Source organism: Rhodococcus opacus (genome assembly GCF_012396235.1).
GTDB classification, from domain to species: Bacteria; Actinomycetota; Actinomycetes; order Mycobacteriales; family Mycobacteriaceae; genus Rhodococcus_F; species Rhodococcus_F opacus.
In genome coordinates, this window is sequence record NZ_JAAXPA010000013.1 from 123028 (window position 1) to 147929 (window position 24902).

Genomic DNA, 24902 nt, shown 5'->3' on the forward strand with positions numbered 1-24902 from the left:
GAGGTCAGCCGCCCAGCTGCTTCTTCAGCGCGTCGAGGACGGCGACGTCCTCGATGGTGGAGGGCACCGTGTACTCCTCGTGGTCGGCGATCTGCCGCATCGTCTTACGCAGGATCTTGCCCGAGCGGGTCTTGGGCAGCGCCTGCACGACCGTCACGTCGCGGAACGTGGCGACGGCGCCGATCTGCTCGCGCACCATCGCGACCAGTTCGTTGCGGAGGGTCTCCGGGTCGATCTCGACCCCGGCCTTGAGCACGACGTAGCCGCTGGGCTTCTGGCCCTTGAGTTCGTCGCGGATGCCGACCACCGCGCACTCGGCCACCGCGGGGTGTCCCGCGACCACCGCCTCCATGCTGCCCGTCGAAAGCCGATGTCCGGCAACGTTGATGACGTCGTCGCTGCGGCCGAGGACGTACACGTACCCGTCCTCGTCGATGTAACCGGAGTCGCCGGTCAGGTAGTAGCCCTCGAACGTGGCGAGGTACGACCGCACGTACCGCTCCGGGTCGCGCCACAACCCGGCCAGGGTGCCCGGAGGCAGCGGCAGCCCGATCACGATGTTGCCCTCGGCCCCGGCGGGAACCGTGTTCCCTTCGGCGTCGACCACCTCGACCCGGTACCCGGGCACCGGAACAGTGGGGGAGCCCGCCTTCAGCGGCATCGGTTCGAGCCCGCGCAGGTTGGCGCAGATCGCCCAGCCGGTCTCGGTCTGCCACCAGTGGTCGACGACGGGACGGCCGAGGACGCGGGTCGCCCACGCGTACGTGTCGGGGTCGAGGCGCTCGCCCGCCGCGAACAGCGTCTTCAGGGAGGAGATGTCGTACTTCTCGATCTCCCTCGCGTCGGGATCGGCCTTGCGGACGGCGCGGATCGCGGTCGGGGCGGTGAACAGTGCCGACACACCGTGATCGGAGATCACCCGCCAGAATGCGCCCGCATCCGGGGTCCCGACGGGCTTGCCCTCGTAGAGCACGGACGTGGCACCGGCCAGGAGCGGCCCGTAGACGATGTACGAGTGCCCGACCACCCAGCCCACGTCGGACGCAGTCCACCACACGTCGCCCGGGCCGATGTCGTAGATGTTGCGCATCGACCACGTGAGCGCGACGGCGTGCCCACCGTTGTCGCGGATCACGCCCTTCGGCTTCCCGGTGGTGCCGGACGTGTAGAGGATGTACAGCGGGTCCGTCGCGACCACCGGAACCGGCTCCGCGGGTGCCGCATCCGCCATCAGCGCATCCCAGTCGAACCACGCCGCCCCGGCGCCCTGGTAGTCGGCGGCCGAACCGGGGATCTGCTCCCGGTCCTTGACGATCACCGTGTGCGGCGGGGTTCCGGACAGCTCCAGCGCCTTCGCCACCATCGGCAGGTAGTCGACGGTGCGTCCCGGCTCGAGGCCACCCGACGCCGTCACCAGCACCACCGGTCCGGCGTCGTCGATGCGGGTCGCGAGTTCCTTCGCGGCGAAGCCGCCGAACACCACCGAGTGCACGGCACCGATGCGGGCGCAGGCCAGCATCGCGATCGCCGCTTCGGGGATCATCGGCATGTAGACGATCACCCGGTCACCGGCCACCACACCCTGGTCCTTCAGGACGCCGGCGAACCGGGACACCTCGTCGAGAAGTTCTGCGTAGGTGTAGGTGCGGGATGCAGCGGGGGCCATCGCCGAGTCGTAGATCAACGCCGCCCGATCCCCGTTGCCGTCCCGCACGTGCCGGTCGAGAGCGTTGAAGCAGGTGTTCAGCGACGCATCCGGGAACCACCGGTACATCGGGGCGGCGGAATCGTCGAGCGCCTGCGTCGGCGGCGTCACCCACTCCACGGCCTCGGCGGCGGCGAGCCAGAAGTCCTCGGGACTGTCGGTGCTCCGTAAGTACACCTCGGCGTAGCTCTGGCCATGGTTGTCGCTCGGAGGCGGAGTCCCCGGGGAGCTCATCGATGCACGTCCTCTCGTCGTCGTGTGACCCGCAACACCCTATGCGACGTCGGCGCGTGATGATGCGGTCAGAGGCCGAGGGAACCGGCGATCATCGGCCAGGAGTTGTGCAGGTCGTCCTGCCAGTAACCCCACGAGTGGGTGCCGGCGGGCCGGAAGTCGTACGTGGCCGGGATCCCCAGGGCGTTCAGCCGGTCGGCCAGCCGATGGGTGCACTCGTTGGTTCCCGCCTCGATGATGCCGCCGACGATCACCTGGTTGGCCAGCGTGCCCACATCTCCGTTGATATCCGGGCCGTTGAGGTTCTCGTGGACGCCGGGCAGCCCGGTGGCATTGCTGATGTACAAGTCGATGCCACGGAGCTTCTCGGCGTTGACGACGGGGTCGTTGGCCACCCACGCGGGGTCGTCGGGCGGTCCCCACATGTTCTCGACGTCGCCGCCTCGGAAGCTGACGACGAAGGTGACGTAGTCCCGGCCCGGTTTGGTGCTCGTCTCGGCGCATCCGCTGAACGCGCCGACGGCGCGATACAGCGACGGGGCCGCCTCGGCCAGGCTGAGGACGGATGTGCCCGACATCGACAGACCCGCGATGGCATTCGCACCGTCTGTTCCGAGTGTGGCGTCGACGATCGGGGGAAGTTCCTCGGTGAGGAAGGTGGTCCACTTGTTCACGCCGAGGACGGGATCGGGCTTTTCCCAGTCGGTGTAGTAGCTGTACGCCCCGCCGACGGGAGTGACGACGTTGACGTTCTTGTCGGCGAAGAAGTCGACGACGTCGGTCCTCGCCTGCCAGGTTGCCGAATCCTCGCCGCCACCGGCGCCGTTGAGCAGGTACAGGGTCGGCCGCGGCACGCTCGTGTCGGCGGGGCGGATCACTTCGAGGAGAATCACCTTCTCCATCGCCGCCGAGTAGACGTACATGTTCAGTTGACGGTCGCCGATCTCCTCGATGCGGTCGAGGACGGATCCGTCTGCCGAAGCCGGCTTGTCGGCGGGAAGTGCTCGCCACTCGTCCGCCGACGCCGCTGTCACCTGACCGAACATGGCCGACGACGCAACGACGGCGACCGCCAGGAGTGCCCGACAGTGTCCGATCGCGCTCATAGCCGCTCCTCGTGCTTGACTGCGGTGCCCGACAACCGTCTGGTGAATACTCAGAACATTGCCCCTTCACGGTAACCGGCAAACATTCCCCGGGGCGGCTGAACGGACACCGGACTTCGCCGCGACGTCGCCCTATCGTGGAAGTATGACGCTGCTCGCCGAAGATCTGCTGTTGCTGCTGCTCGACGACACATCGGGGAAGCCCGTCGTCGACGGGACCCGGATGCCGCGCGTCCTCGCCGGCGCCGTTCTTCTGGAACTGGCCCTGGGTGACGTCGTCACCCCGGCCGAACCGGGCGAAGACGTGAAGAAGGGGCGTCTGGTCGCCCGGGACGGGGCGCGACCGCAGGATCCGCTGCTCGCGCGGGCCGTCGACCTCATCGGTACGTCCAAGCCGATGAAACCGGAAGCGGCCATCGAGAAGCTCGCCAAGAACCTGCGCGACGAACTCGCGAAGCGCATCGTCGGTACGGGCTGGGTCCGCGAAGAGAAGGGCAAGGTGCTGGGCATCTTCCCGACCACGCGGTGGCCGGAGGTCGACGGCAGCCACGAACGCGCGCTGCGGTCCGAGCTGAGCGTCGCGCTCCTCGACGGGGTCACCCCCACTCCGCGCACCGCCGCGCTCGTCTCGCTCCTGTCCGCGGTCGACGCGGCGCCGAAGCTGTTCCCGGACGCGGATCGTCGCGCCGTGAAGAAACGGGCGAAGGAGATCGCCGAAGGCGACTGGGCGGGCAAGGCCGTGCGCACATCCGTCGAGGCCGTCAACGCCGCGATCGTCGTCGCCGCCACCGTGCCCGCCATCGTCGCGGGGAGTGGCTAGGCGGCGAGCGGTTCTGCGCGGCGTAGCGGGTTGTGGGGTCTTGTGGAGCGCAACAACTTTCGCTACTGAGAACACATGTTCGATATGGGGGTATTCGATCGGGGGATTCGGGAGACGGTCTGCTGTCTCGTCGACGGGGAATCCGATGTGGGTCTGGTCGAGTTGATGACCGACCTCCATCGCAGTGAGTCGGTGGTGGCCGAACGGAAGCTGGCGGCGATCGCCGAGCTCTTCGTGCGCCGCACTGCCGAGGTCGAGTCCGACGGGGCGTGGACGTCGACCGCGCACGAAGTGGTCGAGGCCGAGATCGGTGCCGCGCTCACCATGGGGCGAGCGGCGGCGGGTCGGCTGATCGGTCTGGGCATGTCGCTACGTACCCGGTTGCACGCCACGCGCGAGGCCATGGCACGTGGTGATCTCGACATGTACCGGGTTCGGCTGATCGAGGACGCGACGGCAAACGTGAGCGACGACTGGATCGGCGAGGTCGAACATCAACTCCTCGAACAGGTTCTGGCCCCGCCGCGCTCCGGTGGAACCGGGTTGACCGGCCGCAGGCTCACGAACGCCGCCAACCGCATCATCGCGAGGCTCGACCCGGCAGGGGTGCGCGCCAAGCGGGAGAAGGCTCAGGCGGACAGGTTCGTCGGAGTCTGTGCTGCAGAGGACGGCATGTGCCGAATCCTCGGTTCCGTTCCCGCGGCGCAGGGCCGTGCATTCGACGCGCGATTGCGCGAACTGGCAAACACCGTGTGTGCGAAAGACCTTCGAACATACGAACAGAGGCGGGCCGACGGATTGTCCGCGCTCATCGACGGGGCCGGGTTCGTGCAGTGTGAATGCGGGCGGGTCGATTGCGGCCAGCGCTCCCGCATCGCGACGACCGCGCGCAAGCCTCTCGTGCACCTCATCATGCTCGACGCCACACTCGCGGGCGGCGACGAACCGGCCTACCTCGACGGCTACGGAATCGTCGACGCGGCGCACGCACGCGAGATCGCCGCCGACGCGGATGTCGAATCGGTGCGGGCACCGAGTTCTGTCGTCCCGACCACGTACCGTCCCGGCACCGTGCTCGACACCTGGATGCGGGTGCTGGCCGGCGGGTGCGAGTGGTTGCACTGCGATGTGGCGGCCTGGAACACCGACCTCGATCATCATCGGCTGTTCGATCATTCCGATCCCGCGGCCGGAGGTCCGACGGTGGCCGGGAACATGACCGCCTACTGTCGAAATCATCACAGGCTCAAGCATTCCGGTCGCTGGTGGGTGACCGCTGACGGTGGAATCGAGTTGGTCGCGCCCACCGGTCACCGATACCGAACGCGGTCGTCGGGGCTCCTGGGTGTCGGACGAGACGCTGCTGCTGGAAGCGACCATGTCGCCAACCCCGCGGCCCGTCACCGCGCCCGTGCGCAGAACACTGCTGCGCGGATCCGGGCGGAGCGCCGCCGACGGCGGGCGCACCTGGATGCAGTGCGGCGCCGGTCGCCCGGCGCGCAAGCGTCCGGCGCCTGCCCGGCCGACGAACCCTCGCCGTTCTGACAGGCGGCTTTCCCCGGCCCACCGCCTGCGCGCCGAAAAAAGTTACCGTGGAATATAGGTGGTTAGCAAGAGTAAAGAACTGTCAATGTGATTGCTACGGTTCGGACTCGGTTCGCCGCCTCGCAACCGACCACGCGCTGAAGGAAGAGCGCCAGCGACAGCGGGAGGAACACATGTGCGGAATCGCCGGATGGATCTCGTTCGAACGCGATCTACGCGTCGAGCAGTCCACCGTGGATGCCATGGCCGAGACGATGAACTGCCGGGGGCCGGACGATCGCGGTACGTGGGTCGTCGAACACGCCGCGCTCGCGCATCGAAGGCTCGCCATCATCGATCTGCCGGGTGGGCACCAGCCGATGAGCGTGAACACCCCCGGCGGGACCGTTGCGATGGTCTACTCCGGCGAGGTGTACAACTTCGGTGAACTGCGCGAGGAGCTGTACGGGCGCGGTCACCGGTTCGCCACGGACTCCGACACCGAGGTGGTGCTCCACGGATATCTGGAGTGGGGAGAGGCCGTCGCGGAGCGGCTCAACGGCATGTACGCGTTCGCCATCTGGGATTCGCGGATCGACGCACTCGTGATGATCCGCGACCGGATGGGCATCAAGCCGTTCTACTACCACGAGACCCGAGACGGCGTCCTGTTCGGTTCGGAACCTAAAGCGATCCTTGCCAATCCGATCGCCGAGTCGACTGTCACGATGGACGGGATCCGGGAGCTGTTCGCGTTCGTCAAGACACCAGGACACGCGGTGTGGGACGGCATGCGTGAGGTGGAGCCGGGCACAGTGGTCACCGTCTCGCGCACCGGACTGCGGACGCACCGGTACTGGACCCTGCAGACCCGTCCGCACACCGACGACCGGGACACCTCCGTCACCCATGTCCGCGAACTCCTCGACGACATCGTGCGCAGGCAACTGGTCGCCGACGTGCCGCGCTGCACCCTGCTGTCCGGTGGTCTCGACTCGTCCGCGATGACCGGTATCGCCGCCGAGCAGCTCGCCGAGGTGGGCGAGACGGTCCGCACGTTCGCCGTCGACTTCGTCGGTCAGACCGAACATTTCGTCGCGGACGAACTGCGGGGCACCCCGGATACTCCGTACGTGCACGACGTGGCCCGGCGATCCGGGACCGCGCACCAGGACATCGTCCTCGACTCCGACGCACTGGCCGACCCCGCCGTGCGCGCGAAGGTCATCCGGGCCCGGGACATTCCCATGGGCCTCGGCGACATGGACGCGTCGCTGTATCTGCTGTTCAAGGCGATCCGTCAGCACTCCACGGTGGCGCTGTCCGGTGAGTCGGCCGACGAGGTGTTCGGCGGGTACAAGCAGTTCTTCGACCCGAAGGCGCAGCAGGCGAACACCTTCCCGTGGCTCGTGCAGTTCGCCGAGCACTTCGGCGACGAGAGCAACATCTTCACCCCGGAGGTGACGGCGGGGCTGAACATGGACGACTACGTGCAGGACTCGTACGACGCAGCGGTGTCCGGGATCGATCGGCTGGACGGCGAATCCGACTTCGAATGGCGGATGCGGAAGATCTGCTACCTGCATCTGACGCGGTTCGTCCGCGTCCTGCTCGACCGCAAGGACCGCGCGAGCATGGCCGTCGGACTCGAGGTCCGGGTGCCGTTCTGCGATCACCGGCTGGTCGAGTACGTCTACAACACGCCGTGGTCGCTGAAGACGTTCGACGGCAAGGAGAAATCGTTGCTGCGGGCGGCGACCAGGGATGTGCTGCCGCAGTCGGTGATCGACCGGGTCAAGTCGCCGTACCCGTCCACCCAGGACCCGAAGTACGCGGTGGCGTTGCAGGAGCACGGCAAGGACCTGCTCGGCGACCCTTCGCACCCGGTGTTCGGCCTGGTCAGCGCGGACTGGTTGTCCCGGGCGGTGTCCGTCGACACCCCGCAGATCAGTCAGGTGTCGCGTCGCGGACTCGAGCGCACGCTCGACCTCGCGCTGTGGATGGACATGTACAACCCGACGATCAAACTGTCTTAGCTCAGGCCGAGGTTCCGGTAGCGGGCGAGCCGGGCCGCGAAGCGCTCGCTCTCGGGAACCCCGGTCAGGGCACGGAGTTCCCGGGAGATGGCCTCGCCGACCCGCTTGGAGAAGTCGACGGCCTCGTCGGCGGCGTCCGGATGCTCGGGGATGATGGCGTCGATGACGCCGTCGCGCAGCAGGTCGAGCGAACGGATGCCCTGCGCGGCCGCCATCTCGGGGGCGTGCGAGGTGTCGCGGTGGACGATGGCGCTGGCGCCTTCGGGGGGAAGCGGGGCGAGCCACCCGTTCTGCGCGGCGAGCACGCGATCGGCGGGGAGGAAGGCGAGCGCGCCGCCGCCCGTGCCCTGGCCGAGCAGAACGGACACGGTCGGCGTCTTCAACGTCACGAGGTCGGAGATGCAACGTGCGATCTCGGGGGCCAGGCCGCGTTCCTCCGCCTCCTGAGACAGTGCTGCACCGAGGGTGTCGATCACCAGGACCAGGGGGATCTGCAACTCCTCGGCCAACCGCATGCCGCGGCGTGCCTCGCGGAGGGCGGCGGGACCCATCGTGTTCAGCGCCGACTGTCCGGCGCGGTCCTGGCCCAGCAACACGCACGGTGCGCCGCGGAAACGTGCCAGCGACAGCAGCACCGTCCCCTCGGTTTCACCCTGGCCGGTGCCGCTGAGGGGCACCTGCTCGGTTGCTGCGTGCCGCAGGAGGTGGCGGATTCCGGGCCGGTCGGCGCGCCGCGACAACATCACCGACTGCCACGCGGGCACGTCGGGGATGTCGACGGCCGGCGGCGCCGGTTCGGTGAGGGCGGTCGACGTCGGCGGATCGATCAGCACCCGCAATGCCCGATGGACGAGCCGGCGCAGGCGCGTGGCAGGGACGACGCCGTCGATGACGCCGTTGCGGTACAGGTTCTCGGATGTCTGCACGCCCTCGGGGAATTTCTCGCCGTACAGCGCCTCGTAGACGCGGGGCCCGAGGAACCCGACGAGTGCACCGGGTTCGGCCACCGTGATGTGCCCGAGCGAACCCCAGGACGCGAACACGCCGCCGGTGGTCGGGTTCCGCAGATACACCAGGTAGGGGAGATGGGCGGCCTTGTGGGTGGCGACGGCCGCCGCGATCTTCACCATCTGCACGAAGGCGACGGTGCCCTCCTGCATGCGTGTGCCCCCCGACGTGGGCGAAGCGAGCAGGGGGAGACCCTCACGGGTGGCGCGTTCGATGGCGGAGACGATCCGCTCGGCCGCGGCAACACCGATCGAACCGGCCAGGAAAGCGAACTCGCACGCGATCACCGCGACCGGGCGACCGCGGACGGTGCCGACGCCGGTGATCACCGATTCGTCGACACCCGACTTCTCGGCGGCCTTCCGCAGGTCGGCGCGGTACTTCTCGTTCGGCCGCGCATCGACGGGCGCGGTGTCCCAGGAGACGAAGCTGCCTGCGTCCAGTACCAGCTCGAGCACGTCGTGGGCGGAGATCTTGGCGGCCATGGCCCTGAGAGTAGCGGTCGGTCCGGGGCGGCGAATGTCTGCTACGGCGGGTGACGGGCGCCCACACGGTCGCCCGCGCGGCCGGAACACGGCAAACAGCGCCCGGGTGGAACCCGGCAATTAACACCGAGACCGCCGTCGCGGTGTCTAAAGTCAGATGGGTTGACGCAGGCCGGGTACGAGAACGACGACACATTTCCCGAGTGGAGCAGTCATATGGACCTCAACACCATCACCGATGTCGTTCGGCGTCCACCCGACCGGCCGGGTGCGGCGTGGCGGGAAGGCGACGCGTGGCTGGCCGGCGGAACGTGGCTGTTCTCCGAGCAGCAGCCCGACCTGCGCCGTCTCGTCGATCTCACGACGCTCGCCTGGGACACCCTCGTGCCGAGCGACGCGGGCCTCGAGATCGGAGCGACGTGCACGATCCGTGAGCTGTATGCGCTTGCGCCGCCGGACGACTGGAGAGCCGCCTCGCTGTTCGGGACGAGTTGCGAGGCCTTTCTGGCATCGTTCAAGGTCTGGAATTCGGCGACGGTGGGCGGCAATATCTGCATGTCGCTTCCCGCGGGTCCGATGATCACTCTGGCGGTCGCGCTCGAGGCGACGTACACGCTGTGGTCCACCGACGGGTCCGAGCGCGCCGTCGCCGCCGCCGACTTCGTGACGGGCAACCGCGAGAACGTGCTCACACCGGGTGAGATCCTGCGCCGCATCGACATCCCGGTCCGTGCCCTCCGCAAGCGTCACACGCATCGCCGTTTCACCCTCACGCGCCTCGGCCGTTCGACGGTGTTCATGATCGGCACCCAGGCGCCCGGCGGCGACGACCTGCTGCTCACGATCACGGCGGGCACCACCCGTCCGATCCGTCTGGCCTTCGACGCCGTACCTGACGCCGACTCGCTCCGGCAGAGCATCGACGCGATACCCGACGACGTGTGGTTCGACGATCCCAACGGCACCCCTGACCACCGTCGCCATCTGACGAAGCACTTCGCCGAGGAGATCCGGACCGAGTTCACCGCAGGAGACCGGCAATGACGTACACCGTGAACGGCAGGACGTTCGACGAGGAACCGAATCCCGGGCAGTGTCTGCGCACGTTCGTGCGGTCGCTCGGTCATCACGGCGTCAAGAAGGGTTGCGACGCAGGCGATTGCGGAGCCTGCACGGTGTGGCTCGACGGCGATCCCGTGCACAGTTGCATCACGCCGGCGTTCCGTGCGGAGGGGCGGGAGGTGACCACCATCGAGGGCCTCGGTTCGCCGGACGACCTGCATCCGCTGCAGCGGCAGTTCCGTGACGCCCCCGGGTTCCAGTGCGGATTCTGCACCGCGGGCATGATCATGACGTCGGCGACGTTCACGGACGCGCAGAAGGAAGACCTGCCACGCGCGCTGAAGGGTAATCTCTGCCGCTGCACCGGCTATCGAGCGATCGAGGACGCCGTCAACGGTGTCGCCGCGGTGGAGGTCGCCGAGCCGGGTCGCGCGGTCGGCACCAGCGTCGGGGCACCCGCGGCCACCGATGTGGTCACCGGCCGTGCCGAGTTCACCATGGACACCGAGATCGAGGGCATGCTGCACCTCGTGGTGCTGCATTCCCCGCACGCCCACGCCCGCATCGTCTCGATCGACACGACGGCGGCGCTCGCCCTCCCCGGTGTGCACCGCGTGTACACATGGAAGGACGTGCCCCGGAAGCTGTTCACGACCGCGATTCACACCGATCACCTCGTCGACCCCGACGACACGTACATCCTCGACGACACGGTCCGCTTCGCCGGTCAGCGGGTGGTCGCGGTGCTGGCCGACACGGTCGGCGCCGCGGAGGAGGGGTGTCGCGAGGTGGTCGTCGAATACGACGTGCTGCCCGCGGTGTTCGACCCGGAGGAGGCGATGGCCGACGGTGCACCGCAGTTGCACGGATCGGACGACCCGTTCGTGCGGGATCCTGTGCATAACATCCTGCTCGAGCTCCACGGGGAGGTGGGCGACGTCGAGGCGGGGTTCGCCGAGGCCGACGTGATCCACGAGGGCACCTACTTCACCCCGCGCGTGCAGCACGCGCATCTCGAGACGCACGGGTCGATCGCCTGGATGGAGGACGGCCGCCTGCACGTGCGCACGAGTTCGCAGTCGCCGTCGATCGCGAAGGTCAAGCTGGCTCACCTGTTCGACCTGCGCCCCGACCAATTGCGCGTGTTCTGTATGCGCGTCGGGGGCGGTTTCGGCGGCAAACAGGAGGTGATCTCGGAGGATCTGGTCGCGCTCGCCACCCTCGACACGGGCCGGCCCGTCTGCTTCGAGTTCACCCGGGAGGAAGAGTTCACGACGGCGTCGCCGCGGCACCCGATGAAGCTGACGATCACGCTCGGCGCCCGGGCCGACGGCACACTCACGGCGTTCCAGGTGCGCAACGTGTCGAACACGGGCGCGTACGGCAACCACGGCGGCGAGACGTTGTTCGCCGCCGGTGCCGCCATCTCGGCGTACCGGTGTCCCAACAAGAAATTCGATGGGTACTCCGTCTACACGAACAGCGTGCCCAGCGGAGCGCTGCGCGGGTACGGCATGACCCAGCCCGCCTTTGCGGTGGAGTCCGCCATGCACGAGCTGGCGGTCGCGCTCGACATCGACCCGCTCGAGTTGCGGCGCCGCAACATCGTCCGCCCCGGTGACTCACTCGTCGCGATCGACGACGGTCCCGACGACGTCGTGTTCGCGGAGGACGGGCTCGGGCAGTGCATCGATCTCGTCGACGCCGCACTGAGGCGGACCGGGAACGGGCAGGTGCTGGGCGACGACTGGCTCGTCGGCGAGGGCACCGCGAGCTCGCTGCACGAGACGGCGCCCCCGACCGAACACATCTCCGAGGCGTGGGCGACGCTCGGCGCCGATGGCGTGTACGAACTCGCCGTCGGCACCGTCGAATTCGGTGAGGGAACGTCGACCGCACACGTGCAGATCGCGGCCACCCACCTCGGCACCACCCCGTCGCGGGTGCGTCTCGTGCAGTCCGACACCGACCGTACGGGATTCGACACGGGGGCGTTCGCCAGCGCCGGCCTCTTCGTCGCGGGCAACGCCGTGTCGCGGGCGTCGGAGGCCCTGCGCGACCGCATCCTGGCGTTCGCCACCGCGCACACCGGGGTCGACGTCGCGTCCTGCTCGATGGACGACGACGGGGTGCTCTGCGACGGCACGCGCGTGCCGCTGACCGAACTCCTCGACGCCGCCCGTCGGTGCGGCATCCGGTTCACCGAGGCGCGCAAGGCGTACGGGTCGCCGCGCAGCGTCGTCTCCAACACCCACGGTTTCCGCATCGCCGTCCACCGGGTGACGGGCGAGATCCGCATCCTCTACAGCGTCCACGCCACGGACGCCGGGGTAATCATCAACCCGGTGCAGGTCCGCGGCCAGATCGAAGGCGGCGTCGCCCAGGGCATCGGATTCGCGCTGACCGAGAACTTTCACGTCGACGGCAACGGTGTGATGATCAACCCCAACCTGCGCAACTACCGCATCCCCACCTACGCCGACATTCCCCGTACCGAAGTGCTGCTGGTCGATTCGACGGATTCCGTCGGACCGATGCGTGCGAAGGGAATGGCGGAGTGCTGCATCAACCCGGTGGCACCTGCGCTGGCCAACGCGCTGGAGAACGCGACGGGTGTGCGTTTTCGTGAGTTGCCGTTCACCCCCGAGCGGATCTACCACCGAATCGGCGAGAACCGATCGGTTCCGACGACCTGAGCCGTGAGGAGAGGGCGATGGACACCGAGAAGCCCACCGAGAAGTCCACCGGCAACGCCGCGACGGTCATCATCGGCCAGAAGGTACGTGCCGGATCCGAGGAGGCCTTCGAAGCCTGGCAGCAGGACATGAACACCGCCGCGTCCCACTACCCGGGGTTTCTGGGCGCCGAGATCTCGGCGCCCACTGCCGTGCAACCCGACTGGGTCGTGGTCTACCGCTTCGATTCCGTGGCCCACGTGCAGGCCTGGATCAACAGCGCCACCCGGCAGCACCGGCTGGACGAGGGGCAGCAGTACTTCGACGGCCCCGCAACCCAGCAGGTCATCAGCGGGGGCACGCGCGAGTCGGATCCGCTCGTGACGGTCGTCGTGACGCACCGTGTCGGTCCGGAGCACGTCGACGACTTCCTCGCGTGGCAGGATCGACTGCGATTGGAAGAGAGCAAGTTCGACGGCTTCCGCGGGAGCGAACTCTTCCGGCCCATCGAGGGAGTTCAGGACGAGTGGACCGCGCTGTACCGCTACGACAGCGCCGCCGACCTCGACAGGTGGCTCACCTCGGCGAAGCGTCAGGAACTTCTCGAGGAGGGGGAGAAGTTCCACGACTTCGAATTGCGCACCATCGACAACTCCTTCGGGAGCTGGTTCGCGTTCGACGAGAACGGAAACGAGGCGCCGCCGCCGTCCGAAACCAAGACATCGATCGCGGTGTGGGTCGGTCTCTATCCCACCGTCGTGATTCTCACCCTCGCGCTGTCGCCGCTGAAGATGCCGCTGTGGCTCGGACTGCTCGTCGGAAACCTGCTGTCCAGCTTCATCATGAGCTTCGTGACGATGCCGTACTACGTGAACCGGGTGCTGGGCCGCTGGCTGCGGCCGCCCCCCGATGTTCCGGAAGCGGCAACGAACCGTCGAGGGATCGCGATCGTCGCCGGGGTTATGGTGTTCTGGGTCATCGTCTTCTACCTGGTGACCCGCCAGTTCTGGACCCTGCCCTGAGAAGAAAGAAATGGGTGCCCCATGTCAGCCTCGGAGATCCGCGTGAGCCGAACGATCGATGCGCCCGTCGGCGCCGTCTGGGCGGTCATCACCGATCTGGACAACGCCGAATCGGTTCTGAGCGGTGTCGAGAAGCTCGAGAGGCTGGACTCGACGAAATACGAAGTCGGCACGCGCTGGCGCGAGACCCGGGTGCTGTTCGGCAAGTCGTCGACCGAGGAAATGTGGGTCACGGAGATCGACCCGGAGAAGCGCACCGTCGTGAAGGCGTCGTCCCACGGCGCGGACTACACGACGGTGTTCACCCTGGAGCCTGCCGGTGACGGCACCACCCTGACCTTCCACTTCTCAGCGGAAGCAACTGGGCTCGGCGCAGTATCGAAGTTCATGATGAAGGTGTTCGGCTCCTTCGCCCTGAAGGCCACCACCAAGGCGATCCGGCGCGATCTCGACGACATCGCCGACGCCGCCGGGAAGCGGGCCGGCTGACCCCCTGCACCTACCGCCCGCCGAGAGGCACGGACCCTTGCGCCGCGGGGAGCGCGGGGAGGGCGCCCAACGGCAGCGGCACCAGCGTGGTGGATTGGGGTTCGGCGCGGCCCAGTCCGAACTTGCGCACCTCCGTGCCGCCCGGCCCGGGGCCGCTGACGAGCAGGTCGGCGCCGGTGGTGGTGCTGGTGGTGGCCACCTGAACCCCGCTGCCGGGAGGGCCGCCGGCGAACGGTGCGAACGACGCGATCTGCGTGAACACGACGTCGCCGGAGTGGTGGTTCGGGCTCTCGAGATACATGTCCGGTTCACCGTCGAGGCGTGACCCACTCGACCACACCCGAACAGTGCCGTCGCCGCCCAGCATGCCCGTCACGACGCTCTTCGCTCCGCCTTCGGCGCCGGCCACCCACCCCGTCGAGAGTGAGACACCGCCGAGGTAGCTCTCGTCGAAAGCGAGGAACTCCGACGTCATCCGTGGTCCGCCGGTGTGGCCGGCGTGCTCGTCCGCTGTGCCGTCGGCAGTCGCGGCGGCCGTCGGCTCGAACAGGTCGTAGCGGAACGTCTTCACGCGAGGCGCTTCTCCCGGCCCCGGGGCGGTGACGATGCTTGCCCGGCCCGAGGCGGCGTCGACCAGGCCCGTCGCGACGGTGACCCCGGACTGCGACCCGGGGTAGGGGGTGAAGCTCGAGAAGACCTCGGGTGCCGCGCCTTTCTCCGTGGGCAGGGTGGACGAGAACACCTTCACCTGTGATTCGGTGCCGGGGCCTGTGCCGGCGATGATGTTGTCGGCCAGCGCGTTTCCGTCGATGTCCGCACCCGCGACGGTGACGCCTCCGCGGAAGCCGTCGTCGAACGGGGCGAACCGGGTCAGCTCGGCGGTGAACGGGCCGGAGCCGACATCGTTGCCGTCGTACGCGACGACCTCCGGCGACACACCCGCACCGGTCCCGGCGACGAGGTCGAGGATCATGTCGCCGTTGACGTCGGCCATCGCCACCGTCGGGGTGCCCTCGAACGACGGGAACGGTGTGACCGCGGCGATCACCTTGTCGCCGTTGCCGTCGTGGACCTGCACGGTCGCGGGGGTGCCCGCCGAACCCGGCACCGCCACCGCGTACGTCGACACCTCGGGGATGACGTTGACGGTGGCCATCAGTCCGTTGTCCTCGTGGTTGAGGCGATGGCAGTGGATCACGAAAGTGCCCGTGTACTCCGTGAACTTCGTGCGCAGCGTCACCGATGCGGGCACGAGCGGGTTCTCGTTCGCATCGGTGACGGGCGCCGGCACGTTCACGTTGTCCTCGCCCCACGGTTGCACCCCGGTCCGGGTGCCCGCGATCGGGTCGACGATCTCCATCACCTGGAAGTCGTTGACGTGGATGTGCATCGGGTGCTCGTCGTTGTTGAGGTTCGTGATCAACCATTCCTCGACCGAATTGAGGCGCGGCTGGATCAGCGGGATGTTCGGGAACGTGTTGTCGGCGAACTCGTACGTGAAGGCCTTCGGGTCGCTGTTGCTGGCCTTCTCGTTGCCGAACCCGCCCGAGACCGTGAGAGTGCGTTTGACGTCGGGCGTCATCACCGACGTGTCCACGAAAGACGTGTACGCGTCGAGGTTCTGGCCGGGCTCGAACGGAGTGGTCCGCCCTTCGCCGCTGTCGGGTGTGACGTGGAGGAGGGTCTGGGTGGGGAAGGTGAAGAAGCCGTCGGCGTAACTGATGACCGACGGGTCGACGGTCACCGTGCCCAGCTCGGCCGGGGGGTTGTCGGTGCCGTTGTTCGTGTAGAGCACGCCGGGGTTGGTGACGGGCTTCGCCCCGTCCAGCGGTGGCATGTCGAGCACCAGATCGCCGGTGTCCGGCATGGTCACGGCGATCGCGTACCGCGACCCGGGCGGGATGACGAGCCGGGTGCCGTCACCTCCGACGGGCAGCTGCACCTGGGTGAGGGGGTTTCCGTCCTGGCCGACGATGGCGAACTTCGGGTGGTTGCCTGTCGCGGTCTCGGTGAGTCTGAGTGGCATGTAGGCGAAGTCGCTGATGTTCGCCAGCGACCAGATCTCCGTCTGGCCCGGCTTCAGTTTCAGTTCCGGCTGGAACTGCCCGTTGACCGTGTACTGCACGTCGCGTTCGTTGTCCGGCAGCGACGGGTCGGCGGGAATGTTCGTCGAATCATTGCTGAAACTCTGGAGATTGCCCGGCACGAACTGGTTCTGCCCGCGATGGTTCGCCGGCGACAGCGGCCCGGAGTACCAGTTGGTGACGTACTGGGAGCCCTCCGTGGTTTCCGAGAAGTTCACGGGCGCCAGGCTCGGCTCGTACGTTCCGTCGGCGAGCTGCGTCCCCTCCGGCGGCGTCAGTGTGCTCACGAACTGTGGCCAGTTCGGGTCGTTCAGCTGGTGGCCGTTGCCTTTACGGTCGAAGACGAAGTTGTACTGCAGCGCCATGTCGCGGATGGGTACGTCGTCCTGCGTCACCAGGGGAAGGTTGCCGTCGGGCCTGCCGATCTCCAGCAGTCCCGCGAGCCCCGCGTACGTCTGTTGCGCGGTCATCGTGTGGCGGTGGCTGTGGTACCAGTACAGGCCGTTCGGCATGTCCTTCGGTACCGCGTAGTCGTAGACGTTGCCCATTCCGGCGGGAATGTCGAGCAGCACGTTGTCGGCGTTGCCGTCCGGGCTCACGTGCACACCGTGGGTGTGCAGGTTCAGCGGCGCCGATTCGAGGGCCGGGGGATAGATCGGGACCTCCCCGCCCGCGGGCGTGAACGCGGGGTCGTAGAAGTCCTCGATCGTCAGGTTCCGGAGATCGTTGTCGTAGTGGATGATCAGGCGCTCACCCGGATCGACGCGCAACGTCGGTGCCGGGTAGACGTCGTCGCCCGTGGTCGAGCCGTCCGAACTCGTGCCCTGCAGAACCTCGTAACCGAAGACCAGGAAGCCCGACACCGGTTCCGAGACGGTGTCGAGGTCGACCGTGCCCTGATGGGCCGACAGTCGAACCTCGAGCACCCCGTTCTCGCTCGACAGCTTGACCGGCTCCTGGTAGGCGACCGGGGTGCCGTCGGGGCCGGCGTTGCCACCGCCCGCAGTGGTCGGCTCGTCGGACGTGCATGCCGTCAGCATCAACGTCATGGACGCGACCACCGCGACGGCGAGGGCGACGATCGGCTTCCCGCGACGGACGACCATGGGTGTTCCCCGTTCCACGACGGCAGCTGAGCAGCATCGATCGACGATTCGAAGACTACACAGGGAACTTGGCCGTGCGCTGGGAATTCGCTACCTGCCGAGCGCCTCCTTCCACGACACGACCTTGCCGATCCGCAGGATCGAGCGCTGGTAGATCTTCGCGGCCAGCACGCTGAGTGCGGCGGTCACCGCGAGCATCAGAGCGACCGTGACGACCACCTGGACCGGGGACGCCACGCCGGCGGCGATGCGCAGCGGCATCAGGATCGCCGAGAACGGCGGAATCCAGCTGAGGACATTGCTGAGGGTGCCGTCCGGGTTGCTCACCGAGGAGAAGGCGCTGAAGAACATGATGACGATCAGCACCATCAGCGGTGACGCGGTGGCGTTGACGTCCTCCTGCCGCGACACCATCGACCCGGCCGCGGCGTAGAGGACCGCGAAGAACGCGAATCCGAGCACGAACCAGCCGAGCGTTCCGGCCAGCACCCCGATCGCCGTCCCCGTCACGGTGAGCACGCCCGTCGCGAGTCCGGCGGCGACACCCACCACACCGTAGGCGGTCAACTGGACGAGACCGACCGCGCCGATGCCGATCACCTTGCCCCAGAGCAGCTGCAGCGGACGGAGGGTCGACAGGAGCAGTTCCACGACGCGGCTCGACTTCTCCTCGACCACACCCATCGCCACGTACATGCCGAACATCATGATCTGCATGTACAGCAGGACGACCACGGCGATGGAGAGGGCCACGCGCTGGCCCTTCTCCGGGTCGGGCGGATCGAGTGCGTCGACGGTGACGACTGCCCGGCCGGTCGCTTCGGCAAGTTGCGCGGGGTCCACGCCCTGTGCGGCGAGCGCGCCGGCCTGAGCCTGCTGCACCACGGCGGCGTCGATCACGGTGCGAAGCCCGGAGCCGATCTCGGATTCGGTGACGGCCGTGACGGACCCGTCGGTGCCGGGAATCAGGGCGACGTCGAGGTCACCGTTCCCCACCTCGTCGCGCGCGGCCTGTTCGTCCGTGGCCGGGACGACGTCGACCGGCGTCCCGACCGCGTCACCGGTGGCGACGAGAGCCGGCGCGAGCGACTGGTCGCCGACGAGTCCGATGGTGGCGCGTTCGTCGTCACCGCCCGAGAACAGCGAGTACGCGACGATGCCGCCCACGATGGCCAGCAGGATGATCACGTTGCTGATGACGAAGCTCTTCTTCGCCACCTGTGTCAGGAATTCGCGGCGGGCCACGAGGCCGATCGCGCGGGCGGGGCTCAGTGGGGCACTCATGCCGTGACCACCTCTCGGAACAGATCGGTCAGGGTGGGCCGGTGCAGCGAGAATTCGTGCACCGGCCCGGTCTTCAGGGCGGTGTGCAGGATGAGCTGGTCGTCCACCCCGGTGTCGAGCGACAGCAGGGTCCGGCCGTCGAGGTGACTGATCGTGGTGACGCCCTCGAGATGGTGCGCCCAGCCGACCGGCGCTTCCGGCGCGTGGACTTCGAGTTGGGCGTTGCCGCGGCCGCGCAGTTCGTCGACGGTGCCGACGGCACGCATCCGGCCGTGGCTGATGATGCCGACGCGGTGGCACAGGCGCTGGACGAGTTCGAGCTGATGGCTCGAGAAGATCACCGGCACTCCGGTGTTCGCCTTCTCCACCAGCACGGCGCTCATGACGTCCACCGCGACGGGGTCGAGTCCGGAGAAGGGTTCGTCGAGAACCAGCACCGCCGGATCGTGGACGAGCGCAGCGGCCAGCTGGACGCGTTGCTGATTGCCGAGCGAGAGTGCGTCGACGGTGTCGCCGACACGGTCCGCGATGCCGAGGCGTTCGGTCCAGCGGGCGACCGCCTCCTGCGCCGCCGAGCGGGAAATGCCGTGCAGCTCGGCGAGGTATTCGAGTTGCTTGCCCACCTTCATCTTCGGGTACAGCCCGCGTTCCTCCGGCATGTACCCGATGGTGCGCCGCACATCCAGGTCCACCGGCTTGCCGCCGAGCCGGACCTCGCCGGAATCGGCGGACAGGACGCCCAGCGCGATGCGCATGGTGGTGGTCTTGCCGGCACCGTTGCTGCCGACGAAACCGAAGATCTCACCGGGGCGGACCTCGAAGGACAGGTCGTCGAGTGCGACGACCTCGCCGTACCGTTTGGAGATGCCGTCGATCGTGAGGGTGTGTGACATGGGTCCTTCCCGTTCTGGAGTGCGGGTGTTCCTACGAAGCGAGGTCGTCGGGGTCGGGATCGGGTTGCGTCCAGCCGAGGATCATGGCGGGCGTGCACCCCCCGACCATCAGTGCGGTGACGACGAGCAGTCCCGCGGCGTACGGCACGTTGCCGTGATCGCCGTCCAGCGCGCCGACGAAGATCAGGTACAGCGCGGGAACGAGCGTCAGTAGCTGGGTGACCGTGAGCCCGATCGACCGGGCACTGTTGCGTTGCTGGATCTCCCACTCGTCGAGCGCGTCGCGCGGAGCGTCCCCCTGCCGCCCGGACACGATCTGGAGCATCGTCCACAGCGGGAAGAACAACAGGCACGCGGGCAGCCACAGCAGCGGCCCGACGACCATGTCGAAATGGCACACGATGCCGACGGCGGTCATGAACACGAACGTGACCGCGAGGGCGACCACCAGGATTCGTCTGCGGTTGCGTGTCCGCCACGCCGGTAGCCACGTCCGGTAACGGCGTTCGTTCTGGAGGAATCTGCGCGTCCGGAACCCCTGGTACCGCTCGATCAGATTGGTCTCAGGCATGGGAACTCTCCCCGTTTCCTGTCGTGGACGGCGGTCGGTCGGTGCGGTACAGCTCGGTGGACAGGGGTCCGAACTCGGTGCGGGAGAAGATGGCTTCCACCGGCAGTTCGAACACCCACGAGATACGGAACGCCAGGTCGAGGCTGGGGTAGTGGTCGCCCCGTTCGAGCGCGCCGACGGTCTGGGGATTGACGTCGATGAGCCCCGCCAGCTGAGCCCGGCTCATCCCACGCTCGGCGCGAAGAACGCCGATGCGGTTGTAGATGGGGAGGGCGTCCCCACGCCGTACTGGGCTCATGCAACAAAGTGTTGTGAAAACCCAACAGTTTGTCAATGGTGTACAACGGCAACGGGCGTCAAAATGACAGGTTGACCCAGGGAAATTGCGTGGCAGAGTGGAGGCGATTCGCGCGGGACGGCAGGAAAGGACAGGATTACTGACGTGACCTACACCATCGCTGAGCCCTGTGTCGACGTTCTGGACAAGGCATGCATCGAAGAATGTCCCGTCGACTGCATTTACGAGGGCGGTCGGATGCTCTACATCCACCCCGACGAATGCGTCGACTGCGGCGCCTGTGAGCCGGTCTGCCCCGTCGAGGCGATCTTCTACGAGGACGACGTCCCGGACCAATGGGTGGAGTACACCAAGGCGAACGCCGACTTCTTCGACGACCTCGGTTCCCCCGGCGGCGCGGCGAAGCTGGGCAAGGTCGACTACGACCCGCCGTTCGTCAAGGCGTTGCCGCCCATGGCCGAGGGCGACTGACTACTCCTCGGACAGCCGGCCGCCGTCCATTCGCCACCGGCGGGTGCTGCGCGTCGAATCCAGCATCCGCCGGTCGTGGGTGACCAGCAGCAGCGTGCCGTCGAAGTTATCCATGGCCTGCTCGAGCTGTTCGATCGCGGGGAGGTCCAGGTGGTTGGTGGGCTCGTCGAGCACCAGCAGGTTGACCCCCCGCGCCTGCAGCAGGGCGAGGGCGGCGCGGGTGCGTTCCCCGGGTGACAGCGACGCCGCCGGCCGCAGCACGTGGTGTCCCTTGAGCCCGAACTTCGCGAGCAGTGTCCGCACGTCGGCGTCCGGCCAGTCCGGGATCTGCGCCGCGAACGCGTCGGCCACCTTCTCGCCGCCCTCGAACAGGCCGCGGGCCTGATCGATCTCGCCGATCGCCACACCCGAACCGAGTGACGCGGTGCCCGCGTCCAGGGCGATCTTGCCCAGCAGCACCTTCAGCAGGGTCGTCTTGCCGGAACCGTTGGCGCCGGTGATGAGGATCCGGTCACCCCAGTCCACCTGAGTGGTGACCGGACCGAACGTGAACTCGCGGTCCCCGCCCCACGCGACGGTGGCGCCGTTCGCCGTCGCCACGACCGATCCGCTGCGGGGGGCGGCGGCGATCTCCATCCGCAGTTCCCACTCCTTCCGCGGTTCCTCGACCACCTCGAGCCGCTCGATCCGGCGTTGCGTCTGCCGGGCCTTCGCGGCCTGCTTCTCGGTGGACTCGGTGCGCAGACCCTTGCCGATCTTGTCGTTGTCCTTCGCCTTGCGACGCGCGTTCCGGACACCGTGCTCCATCCAGTTCCGCTGCATCTGTGCGCGGTCCTCGAGGTCCGAACGGGTCCCGGCGTACTCTTCGTACGCCTCCCGGGCGTGCCTGCGCGCGATCTCCCGTTCGGCGAGATACGAGTCGTAGCTGCCGTCGTAGACCGCGATCTGCTGCTGTACGAGGTCGAGTTCCACGATGCCGGTCACGGTGCGCGCCAAGAATTCTCGATCGTGACTCACCACCACCACGGCCGCCCGGCTCTCGGCGACGAAACGTTCGAGCTGCTCGAGCCCCACGAGGTCGAGGTCGTTGGTCGGCTCGTCGAGCAGCAGTACGTCGTACCGGGACAGCAGCAGCGACGCCAATCCGGCGCGCGCGGCCTGTCCGCCGGACAGCGACGTCATGTGCGCGTCGAGCGACACTCCCAGCCCGAGTTCGCTCACGACCTTCTCCGCGCGCTCGGCGAGGTCGGCGCCGCCCAGCGCCAGCCACCGTTCGAGGGCGGGGGAGTAGAGATCCTCCTCCGACTCGCCGAGCGTTTCGGCGGCCGCGTTCATGGTGTGCTCGGCCTCGGTGACGCCGGTCCTGCGACCGAGGAAGTCGAGCACCGTCTCGCCGACGATGCGGTCGGGTTCCTGGGCGAGGTAGCCGACGGCGGCGTCGGGTGGGCTCAGCACGATACTGCCCTCGACGTCCGCCGAGCCGACCCCGGCCAGGGCCGTCAGCAGCGTCGACTTGCCGGCGCCGTTCGCCCCCACGAGGCCGGTCACGTCGCCCGGGGCGACGGTCAGGTCGAGGCCGGAGAAGAGGGTGCGCTCACCGCGCGAAGCCGACAGTCCGCTGATGTGCAGTGTTGCAGTCACCCGGCGATTATCCACTCAGCGCTTGACGAGGCGGAACCAGCGGGGGTCGGCCTTCTTGAGCGGCCCCGGCATACCGGTCGTGTCCGCGTCGACGTCCGACACGAGTTTCCACTTCTCGAACGTCCGCTCCACGTCGGAGCGGGAGACCCCACGCGGCAGCGGGCCGCGATGCCCCGGCCCGAACGCGAACATCAGCAGGGTGGCGTGCGGTTCGCTCACGGTCGTGACGTTCTCGGCGTATGCGACCCGGTCGTGGTCGCTGAGCCCGTGGTAGCACCCCACATCCAGGATCAGGTGATACCCCCGGCCGACGGCGTGCTCGAGGTCGGTGGCGTCCGCGTGCATGAAACGCACGTCGACGCCCGCCTTCCGCGCCTTGGACCGCGCCTTGTCGAGGGCCAGCTGGACGGTGTCGATCCCCGTCACCTGCCACCCCCGCCGGGCCATCTCGATGGCATGGTCACCGGTGCCGCATCCGATGTCGAGGACCTCTCCCGGTGGTGCGTCGAAGGGATCGAGCAACGTCTCGATCTGGCTTCCGAAGACGCGGCCCGCTTTCACCCAGGGCGTGATCTTGAACCGATAGGCCAATGTGTATCCGAGGCCCATGTCCGCCCCTTCCACCGGGCGCGTCACCACCTGACGCCGATGCCGTCGGATTACCCGGTCGTACCGAAACGACACGCGAAAGTCCACATTCTGAGACGGCGGGAACATCTGGTCCGGGAGCCCGGTTGGACAGTCCCATGGGTTTCAACAATGCACAGAGTCCTGTACCTACGGTCACGCTCAACGACGGGAACAGCATTCCTGCCCTCGGCTTCGGCGTGTGGCAGGTGGCGGACGACGAGAGCCACGCCGCGGTCACCGAAGCGCTGAAGGCCGGGTACCGCAGCATCGACACCGCCAAGATCTACGAGAACGAAACCGGAGTGGGCCGCGCGCTCGCGGACTCCGGAATTGCCCGTGACGAGCTGTTCGTCGCCACCAAGCTGTGGAACGACGACCAGGGGTACGACTCCACGCTCCGCGCGTTCGACGACAGCCTGAACCGCCTCGGGCTCGACTACGTCGACCTCTACCTCATCCATTGGCCGGTCCCGTCCGCGGACCGCTACGTGGACACGTTCAAGGCCTTTCAGAAGATCAAGGCCGACGGGCGTGCGCGGTCGATCGGTGTCTCCAACTTCACCCCGGAGACCCTCGACCGTCTGATCGCCGAGACGGGCGAGGTGCCCGCGATCAACCAGGTCGAGCTGCACCCGCGGTTCAACCAGGCCGACCTGCGCGCCTTCCACACCGGCAAGGGCATCGCGACCGAGGCATGGAGCCCGCTCGGGCAGGGCACCGTCCTCGAGGACGAGTCCATCGCGAAGATCGCTGCAGCGCACGGTAAGACGACCGCGCAGGTGATCATCCGCTGGCACCTGCAGATCGGCAACGTGGTCATCCCCAAGTCGGTGACGCCGGAGCGCATCGCCGCCAACTTCGACGTCTTCGACTTCGAGTTGACCCCCGACGAGATCAACACCGTCGGTTCGCTGACCCGGGCCGACGGGCGCATCGGCCCCGACCCGGCAACGCTGGGCGCGTAGGCGGCTCCGCCGCCCGTGCGCCTTTCTGGTTGCTGCAGCTACCAAAAAGGCGCACGGGCCCGGAGGGCCTAGAGCCGGAAGTCCGCGAAGTCGAAGCCCGGGGTGACGACGCAACTGACGAGAGTCGGTTCGTCGCCCTCGGGCTTCGCTCGCTGCCAATGTCGCGGCGGGACCAGCAGCTGTGGTTGCTGGCCCGCCGCGACGTCTGCGCCGAGGACCTGCGCGTCCGGAGCCGCGGGTTCGCTCCCGTCCCCGCCGAGTTCGAGCCGCAGGGGGCTGCCCCGGTGGTACAGCCAGATCTCGGCGCTGCGCACGCTGTGCCATTCCGACTGCTGTCCGGGCATGAGGAGGAACAGGATTGCGGTACCGGCTGCCCTCGGCCCGGGGTAGTCGCCGGGCAGGCTTTCCTCCGGGATCGTGACGTCGCTGCGCCACGTCTCGCGGTACCAGCCGCCTTCGGGGTGCGGGGCGAGGTCGAGCGTTCGGGCCCATTCCGGTAATTCCGTCATGGCCGCCATTCTGCCGCCCGGCACCGCGCCCTGGGGTGTGCTCGCACCACCCCTGGGGTGTCTTATCTCGGACGGCCGGAGCCGCGAGAGTCGTAGGTGTTCAGAAAGCGGGGGCACGAAATCCCGCACACCAGCGACGAACAGGAGACACCATGCTCGGAATCATGCTCGGACTCGGCGGAGCCGCAATCGGACTCGGAATCGGCGTCATGGCCCTCGGGGTCGGACTCCTTCTCAGCGACGCGACGATCAAGCACGATGTCGGCGAACTCCCCGACTGACTC

Annotated in this window: 21 protein-coding genes; 10 read left to right on the plus strand and 11 right to left on the minus strand. The window is 67.8% G+C overall.

Features of this window, described 5'->3' with window-relative positions; genetic code table 11:
- Positions 1 to 4 precede the first annotated feature (4 nt).
- Positions 5 to 1939 (minus strand): propionyl-CoA synthetase, encoded by a 1935-nt coding sequence (locus tag HGB39_RS19110; RefSeq protein WP_054248252.1) that lies wholly within the window; start codon positions 1937 to 1939, stop codon positions 5 to 7.
- 68 nt (positions 1940 to 2007) lie between these two features.
- Positions 2008 to 3045 (minus strand): alpha/beta hydrolase, encoded by a 1038-nt coding sequence (locus HGB39_RS19115; protein ID WP_005574480.1) that lies wholly within the window; start codon positions 3043 to 3045, stop codon positions 2008 to 2010.
- 145 nt (positions 3046 to 3190) lie between these two features.
- Between HGB39_RS19115 and HGB39_RS19120 the strand changes: the two genes are divergently transcribed.
- The 3 genes from HGB39_RS19120 to asnB all read left to right on the plus strand — a co-directional run bounded on the left by HGB39_RS19120 (position 3191) and on the right by asnB (position 7425).
- Positions 3191 to 3865 carry a GOLPH3/VPS74 family protein gene (locus HGB39_RS19120; RefSeq protein ID WP_005574472.1) on the plus strand — a complete coding sequence of 225 codons (675 nt, stop codon included), beginning with the start codon at positions 3191 to 3193 and terminating at the stop codon, positions 3863 to 3865.
- A 165-nt stretch (positions 3866 to 4030) separates the two neighbouring features.
- A complete protein-coding gene (locus tag HGB39_RS19125; RefSeq protein ID WP_247607455.1) occupies positions 4031 to 5410 on the plus strand; it encodes an HNH endonuclease signature motif containing protein in 1380 nt (459 codons plus the stop codon).
- Between the two features lie 173 nt (positions 5411 to 5583).
- Positions 5584 to 7425, plus strand: coding sequence for an asparagine synthase (glutamine-hydrolyzing) (asnB, locus tag HGB39_RS19130; protein WP_005568352.1), 1842 nt, complete (start codon positions 5584 to 5586; stop codon positions 7423 to 7425).
- Here asnB and HGB39_RS19135 read toward each other — a convergent pair.
- Positions 7422 to 8918 (minus strand): acetyl-coenzyme A carboxylase carboxyl transferase subunits beta/alpha, encoded by a 1497-nt coding sequence (locus HGB39_RS19135; protein WP_005568351.1) that lies wholly within the window; start codon positions 8916 to 8918, stop codon positions 7422 to 7424. The genes asnB and HGB39_RS19135 overlap by 4 nt on opposite strands.
- A gap of 216 nt (positions 8919 to 9134) precedes the next feature.
- Here HGB39_RS19135 and HGB39_RS19140 point away from each other — a divergent pair, with 216 nt between their 5' ends.
- The 4 genes from HGB39_RS19140 to HGB39_RS19155 are packed head-to-tail and all read left to right on the plus strand — an operon-like array spanning position 9135 to position 14166.
- Positions 9135 to 9962 (plus strand): FAD binding domain-containing protein, encoded by an 828-nt coding sequence (locus HGB39_RS19140; RefSeq protein WP_005568350.1) that lies wholly within the window; start codon positions 9135 to 9137, stop codon positions 9960 to 9962.
- On the plus strand, positions 9959 to 12676 hold the full coding sequence (locus HGB39_RS19145) for a molybdopterin-dependent oxidoreductase (RefSeq protein ID WP_064080289.1): 2718 nt from the start codon (positions 9959 to 9961) through the stop codon (positions 12674 to 12676). The genes HGB39_RS19140 and HGB39_RS19145 overlap by 4 nt, the downstream gene beginning before the upstream one ends.
- 17 nt (positions 12677 to 12693) lie before the next feature.
- On the plus strand, positions 12694 to 13677 hold the full coding sequence (locus HGB39_RS19150; protein WP_005568347.1) for an antibiotic biosynthesis monooxygenase: 984 nt from the start codon (positions 12694 to 12696) through the stop codon (positions 13675 to 13677).
- A 21-nt stretch (positions 13678 to 13698) separates the two neighbouring features.
- On the plus strand, positions 13699 to 14166 hold the full coding sequence (locus HGB39_RS19155) for an SRPBCC family protein (RefSeq protein WP_005568345.1): 468 nt from the start codon (positions 13699 to 13701) through the stop codon (positions 14164 to 14166).
- Positions 14167 to 14176: 10 nt separating this feature from the next.
- On the opposite strand, the gene HGB39_RS19160 is transcribed toward HGB39_RS19155, so the two are convergent.
- From HGB39_RS19160 to HGB39_RS19180, 5 genes are all read right to left on the minus strand, one after another.
- Positions 14177 to 17356 carry a multicopper oxidase family protein gene (locus HGB39_RS19160; RefSeq protein WP_005568343.1) on the minus strand — a complete coding sequence of 1060 codons (3180 nt, stop codon included), beginning with the start codon at positions 17354 to 17356 and terminating at the stop codon, positions 14177 to 14179.
- Between the two features lie 90 nt (positions 17357 to 17446).
- The gene (locus tag HGB39_RS19165; RefSeq protein WP_005568341.1) at positions 17447 to 18640 is read right to left on the minus strand and encodes an ABC transporter permease; all 1194 of its coding nucleotides are present in this window, start codon (positions 18638 to 18640) and stop codon (positions 17447 to 17449) included.
- The gene (locus HGB39_RS19170; RefSeq protein WP_005568340.1) at positions 18637 to 19533 is read right to left on the minus strand and encodes an ABC transporter ATP-binding protein; all 897 of its coding nucleotides are present in this window, start codon (positions 19531 to 19533) and stop codon (positions 18637 to 18639) included. The genes HGB39_RS19165 and HGB39_RS19170 overlap by 4 nt, the downstream gene beginning before the upstream one ends.
- A gap of 31 nt (positions 19534 to 19564) precedes the next feature.
- A complete protein-coding gene (locus tag HGB39_RS19175) occupies positions 19565 to 20104 on the minus strand; it encodes a hypothetical protein (protein WP_005260543.1) in 540 nt (179 codons plus the stop codon).
- Complete coding sequence (locus HGB39_RS19180; protein WP_037205025.1) at positions 20097 to 20402, minus strand: helix-turn-helix transcriptional regulator; 306 nt, start codon at positions 20400 to 20402, stop codon at positions 20097 to 20099. The genes HGB39_RS19175 and HGB39_RS19180 overlap by 8 nt, the downstream gene beginning before the upstream one ends.
- A 144-nt stretch (positions 20403 to 20546) precedes the next feature.
- On the opposite strand from HGB39_RS19180, the gene fdxA reads away from it, so the two are divergent.
- A complete protein-coding gene (fdxA, locus tag HGB39_RS19185; RefSeq protein ID WP_005244047.1) occupies positions 20547 to 20873 on the plus strand; it encodes a ferredoxin in 327 nt (108 codons plus the stop codon).
- Here the strand turns inward: fdxA and HGB39_RS19190 are convergent, their stop codons facing one another.
- Positions 20874 to 22514 (minus strand): ABC-F family ATP-binding cassette domain-containing protein, encoded by a 1641-nt coding sequence (locus HGB39_RS19190; protein WP_005568337.1) that lies wholly within the window; start codon positions 22512 to 22514, stop codon positions 20874 to 20876.
- A gap of 15 nt (positions 22515 to 22529) precedes the next feature.
- Positions 22530 to 23123: a class I SAM-dependent methyltransferase gene (locus tag HGB39_RS19195; protein ID WP_005260540.1), complete on the minus strand. Its 594-nt coding sequence runs from the start codon at positions 23121 to 23123 to the stop codon at positions 22530 to 22532.
- Positions 23124 to 23260: 137 nt separating this feature from the next.
- On the opposite strand from HGB39_RS19195, the gene HGB39_RS19200 reads away from it, so the two are divergent.
- Positions 23261 to 24109 (plus strand): aldo/keto reductase, encoded by an 849-nt coding sequence (locus HGB39_RS19200; RefSeq protein WP_005568335.1) that lies wholly within the window; start codon positions 23261 to 23263, stop codon positions 24107 to 24109.
- A gap of 68 nt (positions 24110 to 24177) precedes the next feature.
- On the opposite strand, the gene HGB39_RS19205 is transcribed toward HGB39_RS19200, so the two are convergent.
- Positions 24178 to 24618, minus strand: coding sequence for a cupin domain-containing protein (locus HGB39_RS19205; protein WP_005260538.1), 441 nt, complete (start codon positions 24616 to 24618; stop codon positions 24178 to 24180).
- A gap of 152 nt (positions 24619 to 24770) precedes the next feature.
- On the opposite strand from HGB39_RS19205, the gene HGB39_RS39625 reads away from it, so the two are divergent.
- On the plus strand, positions 24771 to 24899 hold the full coding sequence (locus tag HGB39_RS39625) for a hypothetical protein (protein WP_009478066.1): 129 nt from the start codon (positions 24771 to 24773) through the stop codon (positions 24897 to 24899).
- Positions 24900 to 24902: the final 3 nt, after the last annotated feature.